The 22,737-nt window shown below is 69.0% G+C and carries 23 protein-coding genes; 8 read left to right on the top strand and 15 right to left on the bottom strand.

From position 1 onward, the window contains the following. Positions 1–17 precede the first annotated feature (17 nt). From qcrB to ctaE, 4 genes are all read right to left on the bottom strand, one after another. Positions 18–1,661: a cytochrome bc1 complex cytochrome b subunit gene (gene qcrB, locus ACX28W_RS08310; RefSeq protein ID WP_458998100.1), complete on the bottom strand. Its 1,644-nt coding sequence runs from the start codon at positions 1,659–1,661 to the stop codon at positions 18–20. After that, entirely contained in the window at positions 1,658–2,722 is a 1,065-nt protein-coding gene (gene qcrA / locus ACX28W_RS08305) for a cytochrome bc1 complex Rieske iron-sulfur subunit (RefSeq protein ID WP_458998099.1), read from the bottom strand. Before qcrA ends, qcrB begins: the two co-directional genes overlap by 4 nt. Further along, a complete protein-coding gene (qcrC, locus tag ACX28W_RS08300) occupies positions 2,719–3,528 on the bottom strand; it encodes a cytochrome bc1 complex diheme cytochrome c subunit (RefSeq protein WP_458998098.1) in 810 nt (269 codons plus the stop codon). Before qcrC ends, qcrA begins: the two co-directional genes overlap by 4 nt. A 64-nt stretch (positions 3,529–3,592) precedes the next feature. Next, entirely contained in the window at positions 3,593–4,213 is a 621-nt protein-coding gene (ctaE, locus tag ACX28W_RS08295; RefSeq protein WP_458998097.1) for an aa3-type cytochrome oxidase subunit III, read from the bottom strand. Positions 4,214–4,406: 193 nt separating this feature from the next. On the opposite strand from ctaE, the gene ACX28W_RS08290 reads away from it, so the two are divergent. After that, on the top strand, positions 4,407–4,808 hold the full coding sequence (locus ACX28W_RS08290; RefSeq protein WP_458998096.1) for a response regulator: 402 nt from the start codon (positions 4,407–4,409) through the stop codon (positions 4,806–4,808). A 122-nt stretch (positions 4,809–4,930) separates the two neighbouring features. On the opposite strand, the gene ACX28W_RS08285 is transcribed toward ACX28W_RS08290, so the two are convergent. The 4 genes from ACX28W_RS08285 to ctaC form a co-directional block, all read right to left on the bottom strand. After that, the gene (locus tag ACX28W_RS08285) at positions 4,931–6,190 is read right to left on the bottom strand and encodes a L,D-transpeptidase (RefSeq protein ID WP_458998095.1); all 1,260 of its coding nucleotides are present in this window, start codon (positions 6,188–6,190) and stop codon (positions 4,931–4,933) included. Between the two features lie 145 nt (positions 6,191–6,335). After that, positions 6,336–6,734 (bottom strand): cytochrome c oxidase subunit 4, encoded by a 399-nt coding sequence (locus tag ACX28W_RS08280; RefSeq protein ID WP_458998094.1) that lies wholly within the window; start codon positions 6,732–6,734, stop codon positions 6,336–6,338. Next, positions 6,731–8,467: an aa3-type cytochrome oxidase subunit I gene (ctaD, locus tag ACX28W_RS08275; protein WP_458998093.1), complete on the bottom strand. Its 1,737-nt coding sequence runs from the start codon at positions 8,465–8,467 to the stop codon at positions 6,731–6,733. Before ctaD ends, ACX28W_RS08280 begins: the two co-directional genes overlap by 4 nt. Next, positions 8,464–9,456 (bottom strand): aa3-type cytochrome oxidase subunit II, encoded by a 993-nt coding sequence (gene ctaC, locus ACX28W_RS08270; RefSeq protein WP_458998092.1) that lies wholly within the window; start codon positions 9,454–9,456, stop codon positions 8,464–8,466. Before ctaC ends, ctaD begins: the two co-directional genes overlap by 4 nt. Before the next feature lie 271 nt (positions 9,457–9,727). On the opposite strand from ctaC, the gene ACX28W_RS08265 reads away from it, so the two are divergent. Continuing rightward, positions 9,728–11,104: an aminotransferase class V-fold PLP-dependent enzyme gene (locus tag ACX28W_RS08265; protein WP_458998091.1), complete on the top strand. Its 1,377-nt coding sequence runs from the start codon at positions 9,728–9,730 to the stop codon at positions 11,102–11,104. Between the two features lie 33 nt (positions 11,105–11,137). Here the strand turns inward: ACX28W_RS08265 and ACX28W_RS08260 are convergent, their stop codons facing one another. Beyond that, positions 11,138–12,112 carry a carbohydrate kinase family protein gene (locus tag ACX28W_RS08260; RefSeq protein ID WP_458998090.1) on the bottom strand — a complete coding sequence of 325 codons (975 nt, stop codon included), beginning with the start codon at positions 12,110–12,112 and terminating at the stop codon, positions 11,138–11,140. Positions 12,113–12,246: 134 nt separating this feature from the next. Between ACX28W_RS08260 and ACX28W_RS08255 the strand changes: the two genes are divergently transcribed. Continuing rightward, on the top strand, positions 12,247–12,456 hold the full coding sequence (locus ACX28W_RS08255; RefSeq protein WP_458998089.1) for a hypothetical protein: 210 nt from the start codon (positions 12,247–12,249) through the stop codon (positions 12,454–12,456). Positions 12,457–12,593: 137 nt separating this feature from the next. Beyond that, positions 12,594–14,141 carry a hypothetical protein gene (locus ACX28W_RS08250; RefSeq protein ID WP_458998088.1) on the top strand — a complete coding sequence of 516 codons (1,548 nt, stop codon included), beginning with the start codon at positions 12,594–12,596 and terminating at the stop codon, positions 14,139–14,141. 100 nt (positions 14,142–14,241) lie between these two features. On the opposite strand, the gene ACX28W_RS08245 is transcribed toward ACX28W_RS08250, so the two are convergent. Then, positions 14,242–14,598, bottom strand: a complete 357-nt coding sequence (locus ACX28W_RS08245; protein WP_458998087.1) for a HesB/IscA family protein — start codon at positions 14,596–14,598, stop codon at positions 14,242–14,244. Positions 14,599–14,928: 330 nt separating this feature from the next. Between ACX28W_RS08245 and nadA the strand changes: the two genes are divergently transcribed. After that, positions 14,929–16,113: a quinolinate synthase NadA gene (nadA, locus tag ACX28W_RS08240; RefSeq protein WP_458998086.1), complete on the top strand. Its 1,185-nt coding sequence runs from the start codon at positions 14,929–14,931 to the stop codon at positions 16,111–16,113. A gap of 88 nt (positions 16,114–16,201) precedes the next feature. On the opposite strand, the gene ACX28W_RS08235 is transcribed toward nadA, so the two are convergent. The 4 genes from ACX28W_RS08235 to ACX28W_RS08220 form a co-directional block, all read right to left on the bottom strand. After that, positions 16,202–16,885: a response regulator gene (locus tag ACX28W_RS08235; protein WP_458998085.1), complete on the bottom strand. Its 684-nt coding sequence runs from the start codon at positions 16,883–16,885 to the stop codon at positions 16,202–16,204. Continuing rightward, positions 16,882–18,102 carry a sensor histidine kinase gene (locus tag ACX28W_RS08230; protein ID WP_458998084.1) on the bottom strand — a complete coding sequence of 407 codons (1,221 nt, stop codon included), beginning with the start codon at positions 18,100–18,102 and terminating at the stop codon, positions 16,882–16,884. Before ACX28W_RS08230 ends, ACX28W_RS08235 begins: the two co-directional genes overlap by 4 nt. A gap of 261 nt (positions 18,103–18,363) precedes the next feature. Continuing rightward, entirely contained in the window at positions 18,364–18,642 is a 279-nt protein-coding gene (gene pspAA, locus ACX28W_RS08225; RefSeq protein ID WP_458998083.1) for a PspA-associated protein PspAA, read from the bottom strand. Positions 18,643–18,672: 30 nt separating this feature from the next. Continuing rightward, positions 18,673–19,470 carry a PspA/IM30 family protein gene (locus ACX28W_RS08220; RefSeq protein WP_458998082.1) on the bottom strand — a complete coding sequence of 266 codons (798 nt, stop codon included), beginning with the start codon at positions 19,468–19,470 and terminating at the stop codon, positions 18,673–18,675. A 259-nt stretch (positions 19,471–19,729) separates the two neighbouring features. Between ACX28W_RS08220 and ACX28W_RS08215 the strand changes: the two genes are divergently transcribed. Further along, positions 19,730–20,356, top strand: coding sequence for a DUF3043 domain-containing protein (locus ACX28W_RS08215; protein ID WP_458998226.1), 627 nt, complete (start codon positions 19,730–19,732; stop codon positions 20,354–20,356). Positions 20,357–20,439: 83 nt separating this feature from the next. Next, positions 20,440–21,141: a class I SAM-dependent methyltransferase gene (locus tag ACX28W_RS08210; RefSeq protein WP_458998081.1), complete on the top strand. Its 702-nt coding sequence runs from the start codon at positions 20,440–20,442 to the stop codon at positions 21,139–21,141. Positions 21,142–21,208: 67 nt separating this feature from the next. Here ACX28W_RS08210 and ACX28W_RS08205 read toward each other — a convergent pair whose 3' ends face one another. Then, the gene (locus ACX28W_RS08205) at positions 21,209–21,421 is read right to left on the bottom strand and encodes a hypothetical protein (protein ID WP_099500908.1); all 213 of its coding nucleotides are present in this window, start codon (positions 21,419–21,421) and stop codon (positions 21,209–21,211) included. A 113-nt stretch (positions 21,422–21,534) separates the two neighbouring features. Between ACX28W_RS08205 and ACX28W_RS08200 the strand changes: the two genes are divergently transcribed. Continuing rightward, a complete protein-coding gene (locus tag ACX28W_RS08200; protein ID WP_458998080.1) occupies positions 21,535–22,734 on the top strand; it encodes a bifunctional adenosylcobinamide kinase/adenosylcobinamide-phosphate guanylyltransferase in 1,200 nt (399 codons plus the stop codon). The last annotated feature ends 3 nt before the right edge of the window (positions 22,735–22,737 follow it).

The raw sequence follows: 22,737 nt of genomic DNA, 5'->3' as shown, positions 1-22,737 counted from the left end.
GAGGATCGGTCAGGGGATCAGTGGTGGCCGTGGCCGCTCGTGATCTCCTCGTACTCCTCGACCGTGGGCTTGGGGATCTGGTTGTTCTCCCCGTAGAAGCCCTTGCTGAGCTTGGCGCGCAGCCTCTGCGTGCCCTTCACCTTGCGCTCGACACCGTTCTCGTCGACCGTCGGGCCGATCTCGGCGGGCCGGTACTGCTCGTGCGCGGTGAGCGTGTGCAGCGCTTCCGGGCCGAGCGGCTCGTGCACCTCGATGAACTCACCGTGCGGCAGGCGCTTGATGATGCCCGACTCGCGGCCGTGCAGCACCTTGTCCCTGTCGCGGCGCTGGAGGCCGAGGCAGATCCGCTTGGTGGCGAGGAACACCAGCACCGGCACCACAAAGAATCCGATGCGCGAGAACCAGGTGATCGAGTTGATCGACAGATGGAAGTGCGTCGCCCAGATGTCGTTTCCACCAACGACGAGCAGGACGAAGTACCAGCTGATCCAGGCCGCACCGAACGCGGTCCGGGTCGGGACGTTGCGCGGGCGGTCCAGGATGTGGTGCTCGCGCTTGTCGCCGGTGACCCAGGACTCGATGAACGGGTAGACCGCGATCGCGACCAGGACCAGCGGGAAGACCATCAGCGGGATGAACACACCCAGGACGAGCGTGTGACCCCAGAAGTTGATCTCCCAGCCCGGCATGACACGGATCAGGCCCTCGGAGAAGCCCATGTACCAGTCGGGCTGCGCGCCGGTGGACACCTGGTCCGGACGGTAGGGGCCCATGGTCCAGATCGGGTTGATCGAGGCGATCGCCGCGATGACCGCGATGACACCGAAGACCAGGAAGAAGAAGCCTCCGGCCTTGGCCATGTAGACCGGCAGCAGCGGCATGCCGACGACGTTCTTGTTGCTCTTTCCGGGACCCGCGAACTGCGTGTGCTTGTGGTAGAAGACCAGGATCAGGTGGGCGACCACCAGGCCGAGCATGATGCCCGGCAGCAGCAGGACGTGCACCGAGAAGAAACGGGCCACGAAGTCGCCGCCCGGGAACTCGCCGCCGAACATGAAGAACGAGAGGTACGTGCCCACGATCGGCACGGACAGGACCGCGCCCTCCATGAAGCGGACACCGGTGCCGGAGAGCAGGTCGTCCGGGAGTGAGTAACCGGTGAAGCCGGTGAACATGCCCAGGACGAACAGCAGGAAGCCGAACAGCCAGTTGACCTCACGGGGCTTGCGGAACGCACCCGTGAAGAACACGCGCATCATGTGCACGAACATGCCGGCGAGGAAGATCAGCGCCGCCCAGTGGTGGATCTGCCGGATCAGCAGACCACCGCGCACATCGAAGGAGATGTGCATGGTCGAGTTGAACGCCTCGGACATCAGCTGACCCTGCAGCGGGACGTAGCTGCCGTGGTACTCCACCTCGTTCATCGACGGGTGGAAGAACAGCGTCAGATACACACCCGTGAGGATGATGATGATGAAGGTGTAGAGGCAGACCTCACCCAGCATGAACGACCAGTGGTCGGGGAAGATCTTGCGCATGTTGGCCTTGGCCAGGGAGTAGATCCCCAGGCGGCCGTCGGCCCAGTCGGCGACCCGCTCACCGGCGGGCGCCTTGTCGCGCGAAGAACGCGCGTCGTCGGGGTTGGGCGTAGTGCTCATCCGCGCTCCCAGAAGGCAGGACCGACGGGCTCATCGAAGTCGCCGAGCGCCTCGAGGTAGCCCTCTTCGTTCACACCGATGCGCAGCTGCGGCAGGGCGTGACCGGCCGGGCCGAAGATCACTCGGGCCCCGTCGGAGAGGTCGAAGGTGGACTGGTGGCACGGGCACAGGACGTGGTGCGTCTGCTGCTCGTACAGGGAGATCGGGCAACCGACGTGGGTGCAGATCTTCGAGTAGGCCACGATTCCCTCGTAGCCCCACGCGAGTTCCTGCTTGTCCTTGATGTTGTCCGGCTGGATCCGGACGATCATCACGGCCGCCTTCGCGATCTCCTTCTGGAAGTCCTCGTCGTGCTCTTCCAGGCCCTCGGGCTTGACGAAGGTGAGCGAACCGACGGCGACGTCCGAGGGACGCAGCGGCTCGTTCGTGTTCATGTTGACGAGCTGCAGTCCCTTGCGCCACATCGTGTGCCGCAGCGTGGTCCCGGGCAGCGGGCCGAGGTCGCGCAGCAGCACGACGCCGGAGAGCGGGAACAGGGCCAGCGCGCCGAACATCGTGTTGCGGATCAGCTTGCGCCGGCCGAGCGCGGACTCCTTGGCGCCCTGCTTGAAGTCGGCCAGGACCTTGGTCCTGACCTCCTCCGGCGCCTCGATCGGATGACGCTCGTCAGCAATCTCCACGTCGGACATCAGGGTGCGGGCCCAGTGGACCGCGCCCGCGCCGATCGCGAAGAGCGCCACGCCGAGGGTCGTGCCCAGCGCGAAGTTCATCGCGCTGATGTGGCCGATCGGGAAGACGTAGATCGACTTGTCGGCCGGGATCGCCACGTACGAGGCGATGAAGCCGACCGTGGCCAGCATGGACACCGTGAACAGGAAGGCGACGACACGCTCGGACCGCTTGGCGGCCCGCTCGTCGATGTCCTGGATGCGGTGCTCATGGGGCGGCAGGCCCGGGTCCGCGAACGGGTTCGTCTCGTCCGTGACGGCTACCGCGCCGTGACCGTGCTCGTCGGCCTGCTCAGCGGGCAGGTTCTCTTGGGGATTGTCTTGGCTACTCATGACTTCTTGGCCTTTGCGGTCCGAGCGGCGACCCAGACGGCGACGGCGACCAGGGTGCCCAGACCGAAGATCCAGCTGAACAGGCCTTCACTGACCGGCCCGAGGCCACCCAGGCTCAGGCCACCGGGCTCCACGGTGTCGTCACTGTTGACCGCGTCGAGGTACGCGATGATGTCCTTCTTGTTCTTCTCCGTCAGCGTGGTGTCGGGGAAGGACGGCATGTTCTGCGGGCCGGTCTGCATGGCCTCGTAGATGTGCTTCGGGTCGACACCCTCAAGGCTCGGCGCGAACTTGCCGTCCGTGAGCGCGCCACCCTTGCCGGTGAAGTTGTGGCACTGCGCGCAGTTGGTGCGGAAGAGTTCGCCGCCCTTGGCGATGTCCGCGCCCTCGGGGCTGACCTGGCTCTCGGTCGGGATCGTGGGACCGGCACCGAGCGAGGCGATGAACGCCGCGAGCTGGTCGATCTCGGCCTGCGAGTAGATGACCTTCTTCTTCGGGACCTGCACGCCCGGCTGCTGGGCCGGCATACGGCCGGTGCCGACCTGGAAGTCGACCGCCGCGGCGCCCACACCCACCAGGCTCGGCCCGTCGGAGGACCCCTGACCGCCGGTTCCGTGGCAGCTTGCGCAGCCGACGGCGTAGAGCTTCTTGCCCTCGTCGATGGCTAGGGACTGGGCGGTTTCATCGGCCTGCGCCTTGCTCGCGGGTGCGAACGCGGCGTACAGCCCCCCGGTGGCCGCCAGCGCGAGGAGTAGGACGACGACCGCCGCCAGCGGATGGCGTCGTCGTGCGGAGAGCTTTTTCACGGATTACCCCGGTGTCAGGATCTTCTGCGTCGATGCTTCTGGATGTTTCGGGCGGTGGGCCCGATTACTTGATCATGTAGATCGTGGCGAAGAGGCCGATCCAGACGACATCGACGAAGTGCCAGTAGTAGGACACGACGATGGCGGCGGTCGCCTGCTCGTGAGTGAACCTCTTGGCCGCGTAGGTGCGGCCGAGGACAAACAGGAAGGCGATGAGCCCGCCCGTCACGTGCAGGCCGTGGAAGCCGGTGGTCAGGTAGAACACCGAGCCGTACGGGTCGGAGGAGAGCGAGAGCCCGTCCTTCTTGACCAGTTCGGTGTACTCGAAGACCTGACCGCCGATGAAGATCGCACCCATCACGAAGGTGACGATGAACCACATCCGGAGCTTCTTCACGTCCCCGCGCTCGGCGGCGAATACGCCGAGCTGGCAGGTCAGGGAGGAGAGCACCAGGATCGTGGTGTTCGTCGCCGAGAACGGGAAGTTGAGATGGTCCGCCATCTCCTTCCAGTGTTCCGGCCCGGTCACCGATCGCAGGGTGAAGTACATCGCGAAGAGGGCCGCGAAGAACATCAGCTCGGAACTCAGCCAGATGATGGTTCCGACGCTGGTGAGGTTCGGTCGATTGACCGACGGGTGCGCGTGCCCGGTTTCTACTGTCGTTGCTGTCGCCACGACCGACATTATGTCGGTCGCTTATCCCGCCCTCACGCCCGGGGGTGCCGTTCGGGGTGTTCGTGGGGTGTGTCCAGCCCGTATGGCCCATCGAAGCCCTGTCCGAACCGGTGTTGACGACGTGTTTGAAGGGGTAGCATCCGCGCCATCGGTACCCGGAGTTCCCGACCAAAGCTGTGCTTCTTAGATGCGTGGAGGAACAATGCAGCCGACCGCCACGGTGCTGGTCTACAGCGACAACTCCCACACCCGGGAGCAGGTGCGGCTCGCCACCGGGCGCCGGCCGGCTCCGGACGTCCCCGCCGTCGAGTTCATCGAGTGCGCCACGCACGCGGCGGTCCTGACGGAGATGGACAAGGGCGGGATCGACGTCTGCGTGCTGGACGGCGAGGCCGTCCCGATGGGCGGAATGGGTGTCTGTCGGCAGCTCAAGGACGAGATCTTCAACTGCCCGCCCGTCCTTGTGCTCATGGGGCGCCCGCAGGATGCCTGGCTGGCCACGTGGAGCCGTGCGGATGCCGCCGTGACGCTGCCGGTGGACCCGGTCGAGTTCGCGTCCGCCCTGGCCTCTCTGTTGCGGCGTAAGGCCCTCTTGGGCGCGTGAGGGCTCGAGGCGGCGGGTGCGTTGCGCGCCCGCGGGTCGTGGGGGCTTGTCGCGCCCACGCGGCGGAGCCGCACGTGTCACAGCTCCGCGTCCCTGAGGGGGCGCTCCCCGCGCCCCCCGCTTCACACCGGCTCGGGGCGCAGCCGGGCACTGTCCGCCGCGGACGGGCTCTCAGGGCCTCGCTCCATCAGGGCGCTGCCGCTGAGCCAGTTCTGCCAGTCGAGGTTCCAGTCGCCGAAGCCGTTGCCGAACAGGTCCATGATCTTGCCCTTGGAGTTCTCGACCTTCACGATGTCGCCCTCGCGCACGTGCTCGAAGAACCACTTGGCGTTGGCGGTACTCATCCCGGTGCAGCCGTGGCTGACGTTCGCCAACCCCTGCTGGCCGACCGACCAGGGCGCCGCGTGCACGTACTCGCCGCTCCAGGTCACGCGGGTCGCGTAGTACACGGGCAGGTCGTACGAGTCCGAAGTGCCCTCCGCGATACCGATGCTGGTCCCGCGCATGCGTACGAAGTACTCCTTGCCGAGCACCACCTTGACGCCGTTGCGGGTCTCGAAACCGGGCTTGCCGGTGGTGACCGGGATCTGCTTGATCACCTGGTCGTTCTCGTAGACCGTCATGGAGTGCGCGGCGGCGTCCGTGACGGCGATGAGGCGGTTGCCGGTGGTGAGCTGCAGGGGCTTCGACTCGCCGCCCCAGAGGCGTTCGGTGACCTTGAGGCCCTTCAGGTTGCTGTGCGCCTGGATGGTGGCCCGGGTGGGCCAGTACTCCTTGGGGCGGTAGTGCAGCGTCTTGTCGTCGACCCAGTGCCAGGCGCCCTCCACGGCGGGCTCCGAGTCGATCCTGAGGGCGCCCTCCACGACCGCGCGGGCGGCTTTGTCCTTGATGGGGGCGCTGAGTACGGCGGTGACAGGCTGGCCGACGCCGTATTCGCCCGCCTCGGGCCCGAAGGTCACACCGAGGGCCTTCTTCGCCTTGGGCGTGCTGGTGTCGAAGACGATGATCTGGCGGCCGGTGGCGCCGTCCGCGTCCTCCGTGCTCACCCGCACCGTGTAGTGGGCGCCCGCGGCCAGCGGTGAGGTGCTGTGCCAGCGGCTGCCGTCGGCGGAGAGCTCGCCCGCCACGTACCGCCCCGACGTGTCGGTGGCCGTCACATCGGTGATGCGCCCGTCGTCACCCGTGGCGGTGATCTCCAGGGGCTTGTCGGGGTCGACCTTCTGGCTCTCGTCGGGGCCGGTGAAGGAGATGTGACCCGCCGCGTCGTACGGCCTGGCCGAAAGGGGATGGCCGTCAGAGCCGCAGGCGGTGGCGGCCGCGCCGAAGGCGACCACCAGCGTGGCGCAGCTGACGACCGTACGGATTCGCGGGGAGTGGTTCATGGTTTCACGCTATGAACCCCCGTCGGTTACGGCGCGGCGAGTGAGCCGTGCGAGGGACGGGATGTGCGCCGAACGAGGGAACCCGGACCCTCCTTACGGAGTGTCCGGGTTCCCGGGCGTTCAGCGCGTGCTACAGGGCCGCGTACTACTGCGTGCGGTTGTCACCGTGGTAGTACTCGAAGACCCAGCCCCACAGGCCGATCAGGAAGAGCGGCAGCGAGAAGTACAGCAGCCACCAGCCGAAGACGACGCCCATGAAGCCGAGCGCGCAACCGACGCCGAGCGAGAGCGGCTGCCAGCTGTGCGGGCTGAAGAAGCCCACCTCGCCGGCCTCGTCCGCGACGTCGGCCTCCTTGTCGTCCTGCGCGAGCGCGTCGACACGCCGGGCCGTGAAGGCCAGGTAGTAGCCGATCATCACGCTCAGGCCGAAGGCCAGGAAGAGCGCGGTGGTGCCGGCCGGCTCCTTCGACCACACGCCATAGACGATCGCCATGACGAGGATGAAGGCGGCGAGCCAGAGGAACATCTTGCCTTGGACCTTCACTTGCCGGCCTCCTTGCCACCAGCGAGGGCCTTGCCACCGTGACCGTGGTTCTCAAGCTGGTCGAGAGCGGCGATCTCCGGGTGATGCAGATCGAAGGCCGGGGATTCGGAACGGATCCGGGGCAGGGTGAGGAAGTTGTGCCGCGGCGGCGGGCAGGACGTGGCCCACTCGAGCGAACGACCGTAACCCCACGGGTCGTCGACCTCGACCTTCTTGCCGTACTTGGCGGTCTTCCACACGTTGTAGAAGAACGGCAGGATCGACAGGCCGAGCAGGAACGAGCTGATCGTCGAGATCGTGTTCAGCGCGGTGAAGCCGTCGGCGGCGAGGTAGTCCGCGTAGCGACGCGGCATGCCCTCGACACCCAGCCAGTGCTGCACCAGGAACGTACCGTGGAAGCCCACGAACAGCGTCCAGAAGGTGATCTTGCCGAGCCGCTCGTCGAGCATCTTGCCGGTGAACTTCGGCCACCAGAAGTGGAAGCCGGAGAACATCGCGAACACGACCGTGCCGAAGATCACGTAGTGGAAGTGCGCCACCACGAAGTACGAGTCCGAGACGTGGAAGTCCATCGGCGGCGAGGCCAGGATGACACCGGTCAGACCACCGAAGGTGAAGGTGATCAGGAATCCGACCGCCCAGAGCATCGGTGTCTCGAAGGACAACGAGCCCTTCCACATCGTTCCGATCCAGTTGAAGAACTTCACGCCTGTCGGCACGGCGATGAGGAACGTCATGAAGGAGAAGAACGGGAGTAGCACGCCACCGGTGACGTACATGTGGTGCGCCCACACGGTCACGGACAGACCGGCAATGGCGATGGTGGCGCCGATGAGACCCATGTAGCCGAACATCGGCTTGCGGGAGAACACCGGGATGACCTCGGAAATGATTCCGAAGAATGGTAGAGCGATGATGTACACCTCTGGATGGCCGAAGAACCAGAAGAGGTGTTGCCAGAGCAATGCTCCGCCGTTTGCGGCATCGAAGATATGGGCACCGAATTTACGGTCCGCCTCCAGGGCGAACAGCGCGGCGGCCAGTACCGGGAACGCCAGCAGCACCAGGACCGCGGTGAGCAGCACGTTCCACACGAAGATCGGCATGCGGAACATCGTCATACCGGGAGCGCGCATGCAGATGATCGTGGTGATGAAGTTGACCGCACCGAGGATCGTGCCGAAGCCGGAGAGGGCCAGACCCATGATCCACATGTCGGCGCCGACGCCCGGCGAGCGGACCGCGTCCGACAGCGGGCTGTAGGCGAACCAGCCGAAGTCGGCCGCACCCTGCGGGGTGAGGAAGCCGCCGACCGCGATGAGCGAGCCGAACAGGTAGAGCCAGTAGGCGAACATGTTCAGCCGCGGGAACGCCACGTCGGGCGCGCCGATCTGCAGCGGCATGATCCAGTTCGTGAAACCCGCGAACAGCGGCGTCGCGAACATCAGCAGCATGATCGTGCCGTGCATCGTGAACGCCTGGTTGAACTGCTCGTTCGACATGATCTGCGTGCCGGGACGGGCCAGTTCGGCGCGCATGAACAGCGCCATGACGCCGCCGATGCAGAAGAACGCGAACGACGTGACCAGATACAGCGTGCCGATCGTCTTGTGGTCGGTGGTGGTGAGCCACTTGATCACGACGTTGCCGGGCTGCTTGCGCCGTACCGGCAGCTCGTTCTCGTACGAGTCTTCAGCTGCCCCGGCACCCTGAGGTTCGTTGAGGATGCTCACAGGTTGTTCGTCTCCCGGTTCTTCTCGTGGCCCGTCTGCTCAATGCCGGCCGGGACGTAACCGGTCTGTCCCTTCGCCGCGAGCTCCTTGAGGTGAGCCTCGTAGCGCTCGGGGGAGACGACCTTCACGTTGAAGAGCATCCGGGAGTGGTCGACGCCGCACAGCTCGGCGCACTTGCCCAGGAAGGTGCCCTCCTTGTTGGGGGTCACCTGGAAGGAGTTGGTGTGCCCCGGAATGACGTCCTGCTTCATCAGGAACGGCACCACCCAGAAGGAGTGGATGACGTCACGTGAAGTGAGGACGAAGCGGACCGTCTTGCCCTCGGGGAGCCAGAGGGTCGGACCGGGGTTGCCCGTCTGCGGATTCCGCGTGCTGGGCGTGCCGACGTCGTAGACACCGCCGGCGTTCGCCGGGAAGTCCTTCTTGAACCGGTCCGGAATGGCGGCCAGGTTCTTGTCGGTCTGGGCGTTCCCGGTGGAACCGGGGACGTCCTCGATGTAGTTGAAGCCCCAGCTCCACTGGAAGCCGACCACGTTGACCGTGACGTCGGGCTTCTTGTCGAGGCTGAGGAGCTTCGTCTCGTCGCGGGCGGTGAAGTAGAACAGCACCGAGACGATGATGAGCGGGACCACGGTGTACAACGCCTCGATGGGCATGTTGTACCGGGTCTGCGGAGGGACTTCGACCTTGGTGCGGCTGCGCCGGTGGAAGATGACGCTCCACAGGATCAGGCCCCAGACCAGCACGCCCGTGGCGAGCGCGGCCGCCCACGAGCCCTGCCAGAGGGAGAGGATCCGCGGAGCCTCTTCCGTGGTCGGGGTGGGCATACCAAGGCGGGGGAAGTCCTTGTATGTGCAACCGGTGGCGGTCGCCAGGACCAGGCCCGCAGTCAGTGCCTGCAGCAGCTTCCGCCGCATCGGGCGCCGCGGCGTGGGGGTACCGCCCGCGCCCTTCAGGCAGCGGGGGAGGTCGGAGCCGTTGGGACTCACGTAGCGCCTTCCCGAGAGTCTCGCCCGCGCTGGTTGGCTACGGCCTACTCGCTGGTCGCTCGCCGCCCTGGCACACGGGCAGGGGTTTGGATGTTTATGCGGACCAAACCCTACTGGACGCTATTTGGGGTCGCGCGGGGAGGGTGCCCAACGCGCCGTCCGACTCCCCGAAGGAGTGCTGTTTGTTCTGATGAGCGCCCTTGGACCCCCGGAATGCCCCGCTCCGGACGCCTTCTGACACCCCCTCCGGAGCAGGAGTTAGCGTGGTGACGTGTCCTACTTCGACGCCGCGTCCGCGGCTCCGCTGCACCCCGTGGCCCGACAGGCCCTGCAGGCCTCGCTCGACGAGGGGTGGGCCGACCCCGCCCGGCTCTACCGCGAGGGGAGGCGGGCCCGGTTGCTGCTCGACGCGGCGCGCGAGGCGGCAGCCGACGCGGTGGGCTGCCGCCCCGACGAACTGGCGTTCACCTCGTCCGGTACCCGGGCGGTCCACTCCGGGATCGAGGGCGCCCTCGCGGGCCGCCGACGCGTTGGACCTCACCTGATCGTGTCAGCCGTCGAACACTCGTCGGTGCTCCATGCAGCAGACGTTCACGAGGCGGCGGGCGGCACGGTGACCCAGGTCCCGGTCGACCGTACGGGCATGGTGTCCCCTTCCTCGTACGCCACCGCCCTGCGCCCCGACACCGCGCTCGCCTGTCTCCAGTCCGCCAACCACGAGGTGGGCACCCAGCAGCCGGTGGCGGCGGTCGCTCAGGCGTGCCGGGCGGCGGGGGTGCCGCTGCTGGTGGACGCGGCGCAGTCGCTGGGCTGGGGGCGCGTCGAGGGCGACTGGTCCTTGCTGACGGCGAGCGCCCATAAATGGGGCGGGCCTTCGGGGGTCGGGCTGCTGGTCGTGCGCAAGGGGGTGCGGTTCGCGCCCCACGGGCCGGTGGACGAGCGGGAGTCGGGCCGGGCGGCCGGCTTCGAGAACATCCCCGCCGTCGTGGCGGCGGCGGCCTCGCTGCGCGCCGTACGCGCGGAGGCGGCCGCGGAGGAGGTACGGCTGCGGGAACTGACGGACCGGATCCGGGTACGGGTCCCGCAGCTGGTGTCGGACGTGGAGGTGGTCGGCGACGCGGAGCGGCGGCTGCCGGGGATCGTCACCTTCTCCTGTCTCTATGTCGACGGAGAGACACTGCTGCACGAACTCGACCGCGCGGGCTTCTCGGTCTCCTCCGGCTCCTCCTGTACGAGCAGCACGCTGACCCCCAGCCATGTCCTGAAGGCGATGGGTGTGCTGACCGAGGGCAACGTCCGGGTGTCGCTGCCGCCGGGTACGCCGTCCGAGGATGTCGACCGTTTCCTGTCGGTGCTGCCGGTCGCGGTCTCGGCGGTACGGGAGAAGCTGGGGGCGCCGGCGCCCGCGGCGACCGTACGGGACGACGCCCTCGTCGTGGACGCCCTCGGCAAGCGGTGCCCGATCCCGGTGATCGAGCTGGCCAAGGTCATCGGTGATGTGCCCGTGGGCGGCCTCGTCCGCGTTCTCTCGGACGACGAGGCGGCCCGGCTGGACATTCCGGCGTGGTGCGAGATGCGCGGGCAGGAGTACATCGGGGAGGAGCCGACGGACCACGGCTCGGTGTATGTGGTCCGCCGGGTGGCCTAGGCCGACAGGGCCTGGCTGGGCCGAGTGTCCCGGTCAGGCCAGGTAGGCCTGGACCTCCGCCGCCGCTTCGTCGCCGTACGCCTTGGTGAAGCGCTCCATGAAGTGGACCCGGCGCAGCTGGTACTCCTGGGTGCCGACCGTCTCGATGACCAGCGTGGCGAGCATGCAGCCGACCTGGGCGGCGCGCTCCAGGGAGACGCCCCAGGCCAGCCCGGACAGGAAGCCCGCGCGGAACGCGTCGCCGACGCCCGTCGGGTCGGCCTTGCGCTCCTCCTCGGGGCAGCCGACCTCGATCGGGTCCTCGCCGTCCCGCTCGATGCGCACGCCCTGCGCGCCGAGGGTGGTCACCCGGTGGCCGACCTTGGAGAGGATCTCGGCGTCGCTCCAGCCGGTCTTGGACTCGATGAGCCCCTTCTCGTACTCGTTCGAGAAGAGGTAGGTCGCCCCGTCCAGCAGTATCCGGATCTCGTCGCCACCCATTCGGGCGATCTGCTGCGAGAAGTCGGCCGCGAAGGGGATCTGGCGGGACCGGCACTCCTCGGTGTGGCGCAGCATCGCCTCGGGGTCGTCCGCGCCGATGAGGACGAGGTCGAGCCCGCCGACCCGGTCCGCCACGGCCTTGAGCTCGATCAGGCGGGCCTCGCTCATCGCGCCCGTGTAGAAGGAGCCGATCTGGTTGTGGTCGGCGTCCGTGGTGCACACGAAGCGGGCGGTGTGCAGCACCTCGGAGATGCGCACGGAGCCGGTGTCGACGCCGTGGCGGTCCAGCCACGCCCGGTACTCGTCGAAGTCGGCGCCCGCGGCCCCGACCAGGATCGGCGCGGTGCCGAGCTGCCCCATGCCGAAGGCGATGTTCGCGCCGACTCCGCCCCGGCGTACGTCGAGGTTGTCGACCAGGAAGGACAGCGAGACCGTGTGCAACTGGTCCGCGACGAGCTGGTCGGCGAACCGGCCGGGGAAGGTCATGAGGTGGTCGGTGGCGATGGAGCCGGTGACTGCGATACGCACGGCGAGGACACGCTCCTGCGAGGGGAGGGGATTGACAGTTCACGCTACCCGGTGGACACGGGCCCATTGAAGCGGTGGAAACTACCCGATAGTAGATCTTTCTTCATGGCGCCCACCGTGCTTACGGTGCCAGTATGACGAACCTCAAGGTCCACGGCTCGGCTTCGCAAGACCTCGATGGCGATCTGGCGTCACTGCGTGGCGACGGCGCCCGGATGGCCCGGCACTGGGCGGCTCCGGACCCGGTCACGCCCCTCCCGGTTTCCCCTTCGCTCATTCACGGGGTGACCGTGCCTCCCACCTCCGCCCGCCTCCTGGACGCGATGTCCGACTACGGCGACTGAGCGGGACCCGGAAAGGGGCGTCCGAGTCGGCGCCCACAGGGAACCGCGCGCTCCCTCGCTGCGTCCCATCGCTGTCCCCCGTATAGGGGATGCGGTGTACGACCCTCCAGCAGCAGCGGAGCCGAAGGAGCGATGCGGTGAGCACCGAGCGACCCGACAACGAAGCGACCGACCCCCCCGAGGAGGGTGCCGAGACGGCGAAGCCACGCCGACGGTATTCCCCGGTGGCCGTCGCCTCGGTCGCGGCCGCGGTTCTGCTCGTCGGGGGCGGCGGAGCGTACTTCGCCACGACCGCTTCCGACGGCGGGGGAAACGGCGGCTCCCGGACCCCCGGCGGCGACGGCACTCCCCCGGCGCTCGCCCTCGAGGGCTACCCGGACGGCAGTACGGGTGACACGGGCGGTACGGGCGGCATCGCGCCCGGCGAGCCGAATCCCTACGGCACCGTCTACCGCGCCGACGGCAAGCTGCCCGGCGGCCCGGACTCGGCGCCCGTCTACGCGGCGGAGGGCAAGGTCACAGCGGCCGAGGTGGCCCGCCTCGCGAAGGCCCTCGACATCACCGGGACGCCGAAGCTCACCGGCGAGACCTGGAAGGTCGGTACCGACAAGGACGGCTCCGGGCCGAGCCTGCAGGTGAACCGGCAGGCCCCCGGCAGCTGGACGTTCGGCCGGTACGCGCCCGGGACCGACAACTGCAAGGGCGCCGTATGCACCCCCGGCTCCCCGAGCACCCCCGGCTCCGCAAGTGGTCGCGCGGTGAGCGAGGCCGCGGCGAAGAAGGCCGCCGCCCCCGTCCTGAAGGCGCTGGGCCAGGACGACGCGAAGCTGGACGCGAGCCAACTCATGGGCGCCATAAGGCTGGTGAACGCCGACCCGGAGGTCGGCGGGCTGCCCACCTCCGGCTGGACCACCGGTGTCCAGGTCGGCGCGGACGGTCAAGTGCTGGGCGGCAGCGGCCAGTTGAAGACGCCGGCGAAGGGGGACACGTACCCCGTGATCGGCGCGCAGGAGACGCTGGATCTGATGAACGGGTCGGCGTCCGGGGTGGCTTCGGGCGACGCGCGCAAGGGGCCCGGCGGCTGCGCCAGCGCCGTACCGCTGAAGGAGCGCGACGAGACGCCGTGCGCGGCGTCGACGGTGGTGCCCGAGCGGCAGTCGGTGGCCGTCGAGAAGGCGACCTTCGGGCTGGCGTCGCACTTCGTGGCCGGGCACCGGACGCTGGTGCCGTCCTGGCTGTTCGAGGTACGGCCGACGGGCGCGGACGCCGACGTCACCGTGACGCATCCGGCGGTCGAACCGGCATATCTGACGTCACCGGAACCCACGGTGACGCCCAGCCCGCGGCCGAGCGGGCCGAGCGATGAGCCGACCGCGGCACCGACGTCCCGGGACGTCGAGGTGCAGGGCTACACGGCCGACGGCAAGGATCTGACCGTGAGCTTCACGGGCGGGGTGTGCGCGGACTACTCGGCGAAGGCGAGCGAGAGCGCGGACAAGGTGACGGTGACCGTGACCGAGACGCCGTGGAAGGGCAAGTACTGCATCCTGATCGCGAAGTTCTACGAGAAGACAGTGCACCTGGACGAGCCACTCGGCGACCGCGAGGTGGTGGGGACGGACGGCAGGGCGATCCCGGAGGGGAAGGTGCCGGGCGCGTCGCCGGAGACTCCCCAGGCGCGGTAGCGATGGCGAAGGCGGCCGCGACTGCTGATACGCGAAGGCGGCGTCCCTGTCGGAGGGGGACGCCGCCTTCGTACGTAGTGTTCGGCCGGGGGCCGGGGGCTTAGCTGAAGGAGTCACCGCAGGCGCAGGAGCCCGTCGCGTTCGGGTTGTCGATCGTGAAGCCCTGCTTCTCGATGGTGTCCACGAAGTCGATGGACGCGCCGCCCAGGTACGGAGCGCTCATGCGGTCGGTGACGACCTTGACGCCGCCGAAGTCCTTGACGACATCGCCGTCGAGGGAGCGCTCGTCGAAGAAGAGCTGGTACCGCAGGCCGGAGCAGCCGCCGGGCTGAACGGCGACGCGCAGCGCCAGATCGTCGCGGCCTTCCTGGTCGAGCAGGGCCTTGACCTTGGAGGCGGCGGCGTCGGACAGGATGATGCCGTCGTTCACGGTAGTGGTCTCGTCCGATACGGACATCTGCTTCTCTCCCGGGTTGTACGGAGACTGCTTGCCGACAGGTGCAACCGCCGGGGCCGCGGATTCATTCCGGGCCGAGAGTCTGCCTTTCCGTTCTGTCTTCTGTCCTCTTCATGCTCGCACATGCGCAGGAGAGCGAACAGCGCCCTGTGGACAGCCCGACAGCCCGACAGCCCGGGATTCACGTCACATCGACGCTATGCGCATCGTCAACATGACGTGAAGCGGTTATGATAGATAGCGTCATTTCGACGAAAAGGCTTGTCCCGGCATGACCCGCCGGATCGCTCCCGCGGTCCGGCGAGCCGCAGAACAGAAAGGGTGCGTGTCGTGACCACCGCCCAGACCCAGGAGCTCGACGTACAGCCGACGCCCCTCGCCCTGCTGCTGCTCGGCCGCGAGGCCGACCCGAGGAGCGAGCGGGGCGTCGAGTGTCCCGGCGACCTGCCCTCGCCGTCCGACCCGGACCTGGTGGAGCGCGCCCGTGCGGCCAAGGAGAAGCTCGGGGACAAGGTCTTCGTGCTCGGCCACCACTACCAGCGCGACGAAGTCATCCAGTTCGCAGACGTCACGGGTGACTCCTTCAAGCTGGCCCGCGACGCGGCCGCGCGCCCCGAGGCCGAGTACATCGTCTTCTGCGGCGTGCACTTCATGGCGGAGTCCGCGGACATCCTGACGAGCGACGACCAGAAGGTCGTCCTGCCCGATCTCGCGGCCGGCTGCTCGATGGCCGACATGGCGACGGCCGAGCAGGTCGCCGAGTGCTGGGACGTGCTGACCGAGGCCGGGGTGGCCGAGCAGGTCGTGCCCGTCTCGTACATGAACTCCTCCGCGGACATCAAGGCGTTCACGGGCAAGCACGGCGGCACGATCTGCACCTCCTCCAACGCCCAGCGGGCCCTGGAGTGGGCGTTCGAGCAGGGCGAGAAGGTCCTCTTCCTCCCCGACCAGCACCTGGGCCGCAACACCGCCGTCCGTGACATGGGGATGACGCTGGAGGACTGCGTCCTCTACAACCCCCACAAGCCGAACGGCGGCCTCACCACCGAGCAGCTGCGCGACGCGAAGATGATCCTGTGGCGGGGTCACTGCTCGGTCCACGGCCGCTTCAGCCTGGACTCGGTGAACGACGTCCGGGAGCGCATCCCCGGCGTGAACGTCCTCGTCCACCCGGAGTGCAAGAACGAGGTCGTGGCCGCGGCGGACTACGTCGGCTCCACGGAGTACATCATCAAGGCCCTGGAGGCGGCTCCGGCCGGCTCCAAGTGGGCCATCGGCACCGAGCTGAACCTGGTCCGCCGGCTGGCGAACCGTTTCGCTCCCGAGGGCAAGGAGATCGTCTTCCTCGACAAGACGGTCTGCTTCTGCTCGACCATGAACCGCATCGACCTCCCCCACCTCGTCTGGACCCTGGAGTCCCTGGCCGAGGGCAACCTCGTCAACCGCATCGAGGTGGACAAGGAGACGGAGGCGTTCGCGAAGCTGGCGCTGGAGCGGATGCTGGCGCTGCCGTAACGCGCGCGCTGCTCGTACGTGGTCGAGGGGCACCCCGGGTGTACGAGGTGCCCCTCGACCGCGTTCGCCTTGCCGAGTCCGGCACCTGTCATTCCACCCTTGGACGTACCAGCCCGGACTCGTACGCGATGACGACGAGTTGCGCCCGGTCGCGGGCGCCGAGCTTGGCCATGGCGCGGTTGACGTGTGTTTTCACGGTGAGCGGGCTGACTTCGAGGCGTTCGGCGATCTCGTCGTTGGAGTGGCCTCCGGCGACCTGGACGAGGACCTCGCGCTCGCGTCCGGTGAGCGCGTCGAGCCGTTCGGCGCGGGCGGGGTCCCGCGCCTCGTCCGCACCGGTGCCCTGCGCGAGGAACTTGGCGATCAGGCCCTTGGTGGCCGCCGGGGACAGCAGCGCCTCGCCGCCCGCCGCGATCCGGATGGCGTTGAGGAGTTCCTCGGGCTCGGCCCCCTTCCCCAGGAACCCGGACGCGCCGGCGCGCAGCGACTGGACCACGTACTCATCGACCTCGAAGGTCGTCAGCATGACCACCCGTACGTGTGTGAGCCCGGGATCGGCGCTGATCAGCCGGGTGGCGGCGAGCCCGTCGGTGCCGGGCATCCGGATGTCCATCAGCACCACGTCGGCGCGTGTGTCCCGGGTGAGCCGCACAGCCTCCGCGCCGTCGGACGCCTCGCCCACGACCTCCATGTCGGGCTCGGAGTCGACGAGGACGCGGAACGCACTGCGCAACAGCGCCTGGTCGTCGACGAGCAGGACACGGATGGTCATGCGGAGCCTCCCAGGGCAGGCGTGCGGTTCTTGACCGGAAGGATCGCATGGACCCGGAAGCCGCCTCCGTACCGGGGACCGGTCGTGCAGCTGCCGCCGAGCGCGGTGACCCGCTCGCGCATCCCGAGCAGCCCGTGCCCACCGCCCTCTTCCGGTCCGTCGTCGTGTCCCGGTCCGTTGTCGAGGACGGTCACTTCCACGTTCGGGCCTACGCGTACGACGCTGACCTCGGCCTTCGCCTCCGGGCCCGCGTGTTTGCGCACATTGGTGAGTGCTTCCTGGATGACGCGGTACGCGGCCAGATCGACGGCGGCGGGGAGGCTGGTGCCGTGGTCGGCGCGGGCGACCTCGACGGGAAGTCCCGCGTTGCGGAAGGTGTCGGCGAGTTCGTCGAGGCGGGCCAGGCCGGGGGCGGGCTCGGTGGGCGCCTCCGGGTCGCCGCTCTGCCTCAGCAGGCCCACGGTGGCGCGGAGTTCGTTGAGCGCCGAGCGGCTGGCCTCGCGGACGTGCGCCAGTGCCTCCTTCGCCTGGTCGGGTCGCTTGTCCATGACGTGCGCGGCGACTCCGGCCTGCACGTTGACGAGGGCGATGTGGTGGGCGACGACGTCGTGCAGATCGCGGGCGATGCGCAGCCGTTCCTCGGCGACGCGGCGGCGCGCCTCCTCCTCACGGGTGCGTTCCGCGCGCTCGGCGCGTTCGCGGATGGCGTGCACGAAGGCGCGGCGGCTGCGGACGGCGTCGCCCGCGGCGGCGGCCATGCCCGTCCAGGCGAAGATGGCGAGGTTTTCCTGCGCGTACCAGGGCAGCGGGCCGACGAGCATCGCGCACGCCGTCAGCACCGTCATCGTGAGCAGGCCGACCCGCCAGGTGGTCGGGCGGTCCTTGATCGACGCGACGGTGTAGAGGGCGACGACGGCGGACATCACCACCGGGGCCCTGGGGTCGCTCGCCACCAGTTCCAGGACGGAGAGGGCGCCCGTCGCGGCGAGGACCGCCATGGGGGCGCGGCGGCGGAAGACGAGGGCCGCGGCGCCGAGCACCATCAAGGTGAGGCTGAGGGCGTTCGGGGTGCGGACGCCCCAGGTCGTGCCCTGCTCCCCGTGCGGGTCGATGACGGAGCTGGCCATCATGCAGGCCAGCACAGCGGTTGCCAGTGCGGCGTCCAGGACCATGGGGTGGGCGCGGAGTCTGCACCTCGTGCGTTCTAGGGTGCTCACTTCGATTACGGTACGGGGCCCTTGCAGGGGGCGGAACGGGGGCCACCGGGGTGTGGGTTCTTCGCCCTCGCCGCCCCTACCCTCCCCCAAGCTCTCGGCTTCGCTCGAGCAGGGGGGGACCCCCATCATCCCTGGGGGCTGCCGCCCCCAGACCCCCGTTCGGCCTGGACGGCCTCGTCCTCAAACTCCCCCAAGCTCTCGGCTTCGCTCGAGCAGGGGGGACCCCCATGACGGGCTGAGAGGCCTGGGACGGGGGGATCGTCAGCCGGGGATCAAGCCGTCGTCGCTCAGCATCTCGCGGACCTCTTCGAGGGTCGCGTCCGGGGACGGGAGGATCAGTTCCGAGGGTTCGAGCGCGTCGTCGGGCAGCGGGGCGCCGAGATGGCGGACGGAGTCCAGAAGCGCGGCAAGGGTGCGACGGAAGCCCGCCTCGTCGCCGCCCTCCACTTCCGCGAGCAGCTCGTCGTCGAGCTTGTTCAGTTCGGTGAGGTGGCTGTCGTCCAGCCTCACCTGCCCCTCCCCCATGATCCGTACGATCATGTCGCCCTCCTCAGGCCTGGGACCCGGTGGTTACTGCTTGTCGAAGCGCGGGGTGTCCTGGGGCTGCTGTGACGAGGACTGGGACTGGCCCGTGCCGCCCTCGATCGCCTGCTGCGACGAGGAGCCACCGGCCAGCTCGGCCTTCATGCGCTGCAGCTCCAGCTCTACATCCGTACCACCGGAGAGCCGGTCCAGCTCGGCCTGGATGTCGTCCTTGGCCATGCCGGACTGGTCGTCGAGGGCCCCGGAGGCGAGCAGTTCGTCGATGGCGCCGGCGCGGGCCTGGAGCTGCGCGGTCTTGTCCTCCGCACGCTGGATGGCCATGCCGACGTCGCCCATCTCCTCGGAGATGCCCGAGAAGGCCTCCCCGATCCGGGTCTGCGCCTGGGCCGCGGTGTACGTGGCCTTGATGGTCTCCTTCTTGGTGCGGAAGGCGTCGACCTTGGCCTGGAGCCGCTGGGCCGCGAGGGTGAGCTTCTCCTCCTCGCCCTGGAGGGTCTGGTGCTGCGTCTCCAGGTCGGTGACCTGCTGCTGGAGGGCGGCCCGGCGGGACAGGGCCTCGCGGGCCAGGTCCTCGCGGCCGAGCGCGAGCGCCTTGCGGCCCTGGTCCTCCAGCTTGGAGGACTGGTTCTGGAGCTGGTTGAGCTGCAGTTCGAGGCGCTTGCGGCTGGTCGCCACATCCGCGACGCCGCGGCGCACCTTCTGGAGCAGCTCCAGCTGCTTCTGGTACGAGTAATCGAGGGTCTCGCGCGGGTCCTCGGCCCGGTCAAGGGCCTTGTTCGCCTTCGCGCGGAAGATCATCCCCATACGCTTCATGACACCGCTCATGGGCTTCGCGCGCCCCCTTCTGACGGACTCCAGCTCCCAGGTACTGCAACAGAACCCACAGTACGGGCCCTGCATCCATTACCGCACTGTTCGGGGACGGATGCGCTCATCCCCAAGGACGACTGCGGACGGCGGTGCTCCGGCGTAGGGAGTAGGTGGGCCTCGGGGTCTGCCCCCGTCTCCCCCCGTGCGCAACGTCCCCTCTGTCCCACTACAGACGTACGGTGTTGCCGGATCGTTCCCCACTCGCATGACGTCCATGCCGCGGCACCACGTACCCTTGTGTTTTGTGTTCCGTAGCCGTGCCAAGGAAGAGAAGGCCCCCGCCGACAAGGCGCCGGTGACCGACTCCAAGCAGACCCGTGACCCGCAGGCCCCCAAGGGCCGCCCCACTCCCAAGCGCAGTGAGGCCCAGACCCAGCGTCGTAGCGTCGCCAATACGCCGACGACGCGCAAGGAGGCGGCCAAGCGGCAGCGCGACGATCGCCGTGCCCAGATGGAGCGCCAGCGTCAGGCGCTGGCCAGCGGGGACGAGCGTTATCTGCCCGCCCGCGACAAGGGACAGGTGCGGAAGTTCGCGCGCGACTTTGTGGACTCGCGCTTCTGCATCGCGGAATACTTCCTGCCGATGGCCGTGATCATCCTCGTCCTGAGCATGGTGCGGGTGGGCTCGCTGCAGAACGTCGCGCTGCTGCTGTGGCTCGTCGTGATCGTGATGATCGTGGTCGACTCGATCGGTCTCGCGATCCGCCTGAAGAAGCAGCTGAACGCGCGCTTCCCCGACCTGCCCAAGAAGGGCGCGGTCGCCTACGCGCTGATGCGCACCCTCCAGATGCGTCGCCTCAGGCTGCCGAAGCCGCAGGTCAAGCGCGGAGAGCGGCCCTGAGCGCGACGTCTTTCTCCGGGGGCGCGGCGGATGCCTGGCTGAGCAAGCTGGGCGGGCTGCGTGATGTCGTACGACAGGAGCTGGTGGCCCGGCAGCTCGACGAGCAGATAGCCGGGCGGTTCCCGGTGGGGCAGCGGCTGCGGGTGCTCGACGTCGGGATGGGACAGGGCACGCAGGCGCTGCGGCTGGCTCGGGCCGGTCATCAGGTGACCGGGCTCGAGCAGGACGCGAAGATGCTCGCCGTGGCCCGGGAGGCGCTGGCCGCCGAGCCCGAGGGCATCCAGGGCCGGGTGCGGTTCATCGAGGGCGACGGCCGCGAGACCGGTGTCCACTTTCTGCCCGGCAGCTTCGACGTGGTGCTGTGCCACGGCGTACTGATGTACGTCGAGCTGCCGGACGCGCTGCTCGCGGGCCTGGCCCGGATGCTGGCCCCGGGCGGGCTGCTCTCGCTGCTGGTGCGCAACGCCGACGCGCTGGCCATGCGGCCCGGGCTGTCGGGGGACTGGACGTCGACGCTGGCCGCGTTCGACACCGACGCCTACGTCAATCGGCTCGGCCTCGCCGTCCGCGCCGACCGGCTCGCCACACTGACGTCGGCCCTCGAGGGGATCGGGGCGCCGTTGCACGCCTGGTACGGCGTGCGGGTGTTCACGGACACCGCGCCCGACGGGGCGCCCGTCCCCGAGGACGTGGAGACTCTGCTGGCCGCGGAGGAGCGCGCCGGGCGGACGGATCCGTACCGTCAGGTGGCGGCGCTGCTGCATCTTTGCGGAGTGCGCGGCTGAGGCGGCGATCCCGGGAAGGTCGGGCTGCCGGGGACGGTCCCGGCAACCCCGGCACTCCCCTACCGGCCTACTCCGGCTCGGCGTGCAGACTCATCGGCCCATAGATCTGTGTGCTGTCCTCGAAGAGGAACACCTGGTCCGCACCGCCCTCCAGAAGGTCCTTCCACACCTCGCCGATCCAGGACTCCGCGTCCCCCTGCGTGGTGAACTCCTCGGGCTGCACCGCCGGTTGGACCTCTGTCCCGTCGGACTTCTCGAACCGCCACGTCCATGCCGCCATGTACGCCTCCAGGGTGTGAGCACACTGCACAGCGGAAGCCGGACAAGATCCGACTCCTGCCCGAAGCCTAGTCGGACGCGCAAGACCTGCGGGGACACGGAAAAATCAACCCCGTGGAACTGACTCTGCTCGGCACCGGCGCCCCCGAGGGCCTGCCCCGCCCCGACTGTCCCTGCGCGGCCTGCGCGAGCGCGCTCGGCGAGGACGCGCGGGCGGCGACCGCGTTGCTCGTGGACGGCACGCTGCTGCTCGACCTCACGCCCGGCGCCGCGTTCGCGGCCGCGCGCGCCGGACGCTCGCTGGGCGGCGTACGGCAGGTGCTGCTGTCGCATCCGCACGACGGGCCCGCGGTGGAGGTGCCGGCGGGGCTGCCGCAGCCCGGGCGGGTTCCGGACGGCAGCGAGTTGGCGCTGCTGACCGGGCACCGGGTGCGGGCGACACCGTTGGACGCGCCGGGTACGGGGTACGCGGTGACCGGGCCGGACGGGCGGCGGCTGCTGTATCTCCCGCCGGGCGCGGCGCCCGCCGGGCTTGACGCGCGCGGCGGCTCGTACGACATGGTGCTCGCCGATGTGGTGGGGCGGCCGGACGCCCTGGCGAAGCTGCGCGCCGTCGGGGCCGTCGGGCCGACGACGGACGTGATCGCGGTGCACCTCGACCACGATGTGCCGCCGGGCCCCGAACTGCGGCGGCGCCTCGCGGCGGCGGGCGCGCGGGCGGTGCCGGACGGGATGACGCTGGACGTGGGCGTGTACGAGGACGTACCGGACGTGCCGCGCCGCACGCTCGTGCTCGGCGGGGCGCGCTCGGGCAAGTCGGTGGAGGCGGAGCGTCGGCTCGAGGCCTTCCCCGAGGTGCTGTACGTGGCGACGGGCGGTACGCGCAACGGGGACAACGAGTGGGCGGCCCGGGTGAGCCTCCATCGTGAGCGGCGACCCGGCTCCTGGCGTACCGCCGAGACCTGCGACCTGGTCCCGCTGCTGGCGGAGGGCGGCCCTCCGCTCCTCATCGACTGCCTCTCCCTGTGGCTGACGGACGCGATGGACTCCGTGAACGCCTGGGACGACGCGGAGTGGGCCGGCGGCGGTGAACGCGCGCTGCGTGCCCGCGTCGAGGAACTCACCTCCGCCGTCCGCGGCACCCGCCGCACCCTCGTCGCCGTCTCGAACGAGGTGGGCTCCGGCATCGTCCCCGCCACCGCCTCCGGCCGCCGCTACCGCGACGAACTCGGCCGCCTGAACGCGGCTTTCGCGGCCGAGTGCGAACACGTGCTGCTGGTGGTGGCGGGGCAGGCGCTGCCGCTGCGGGGCTGACGC

It is taken from the genome of Streptomyces sp. SD15 (genome assembly GCF_054462255.1).
The sequence above is the reverse complement of the archived record's forward strand: the minus strand, read 5'-3'. Positions and strand labels throughout refer to the sequence as shown.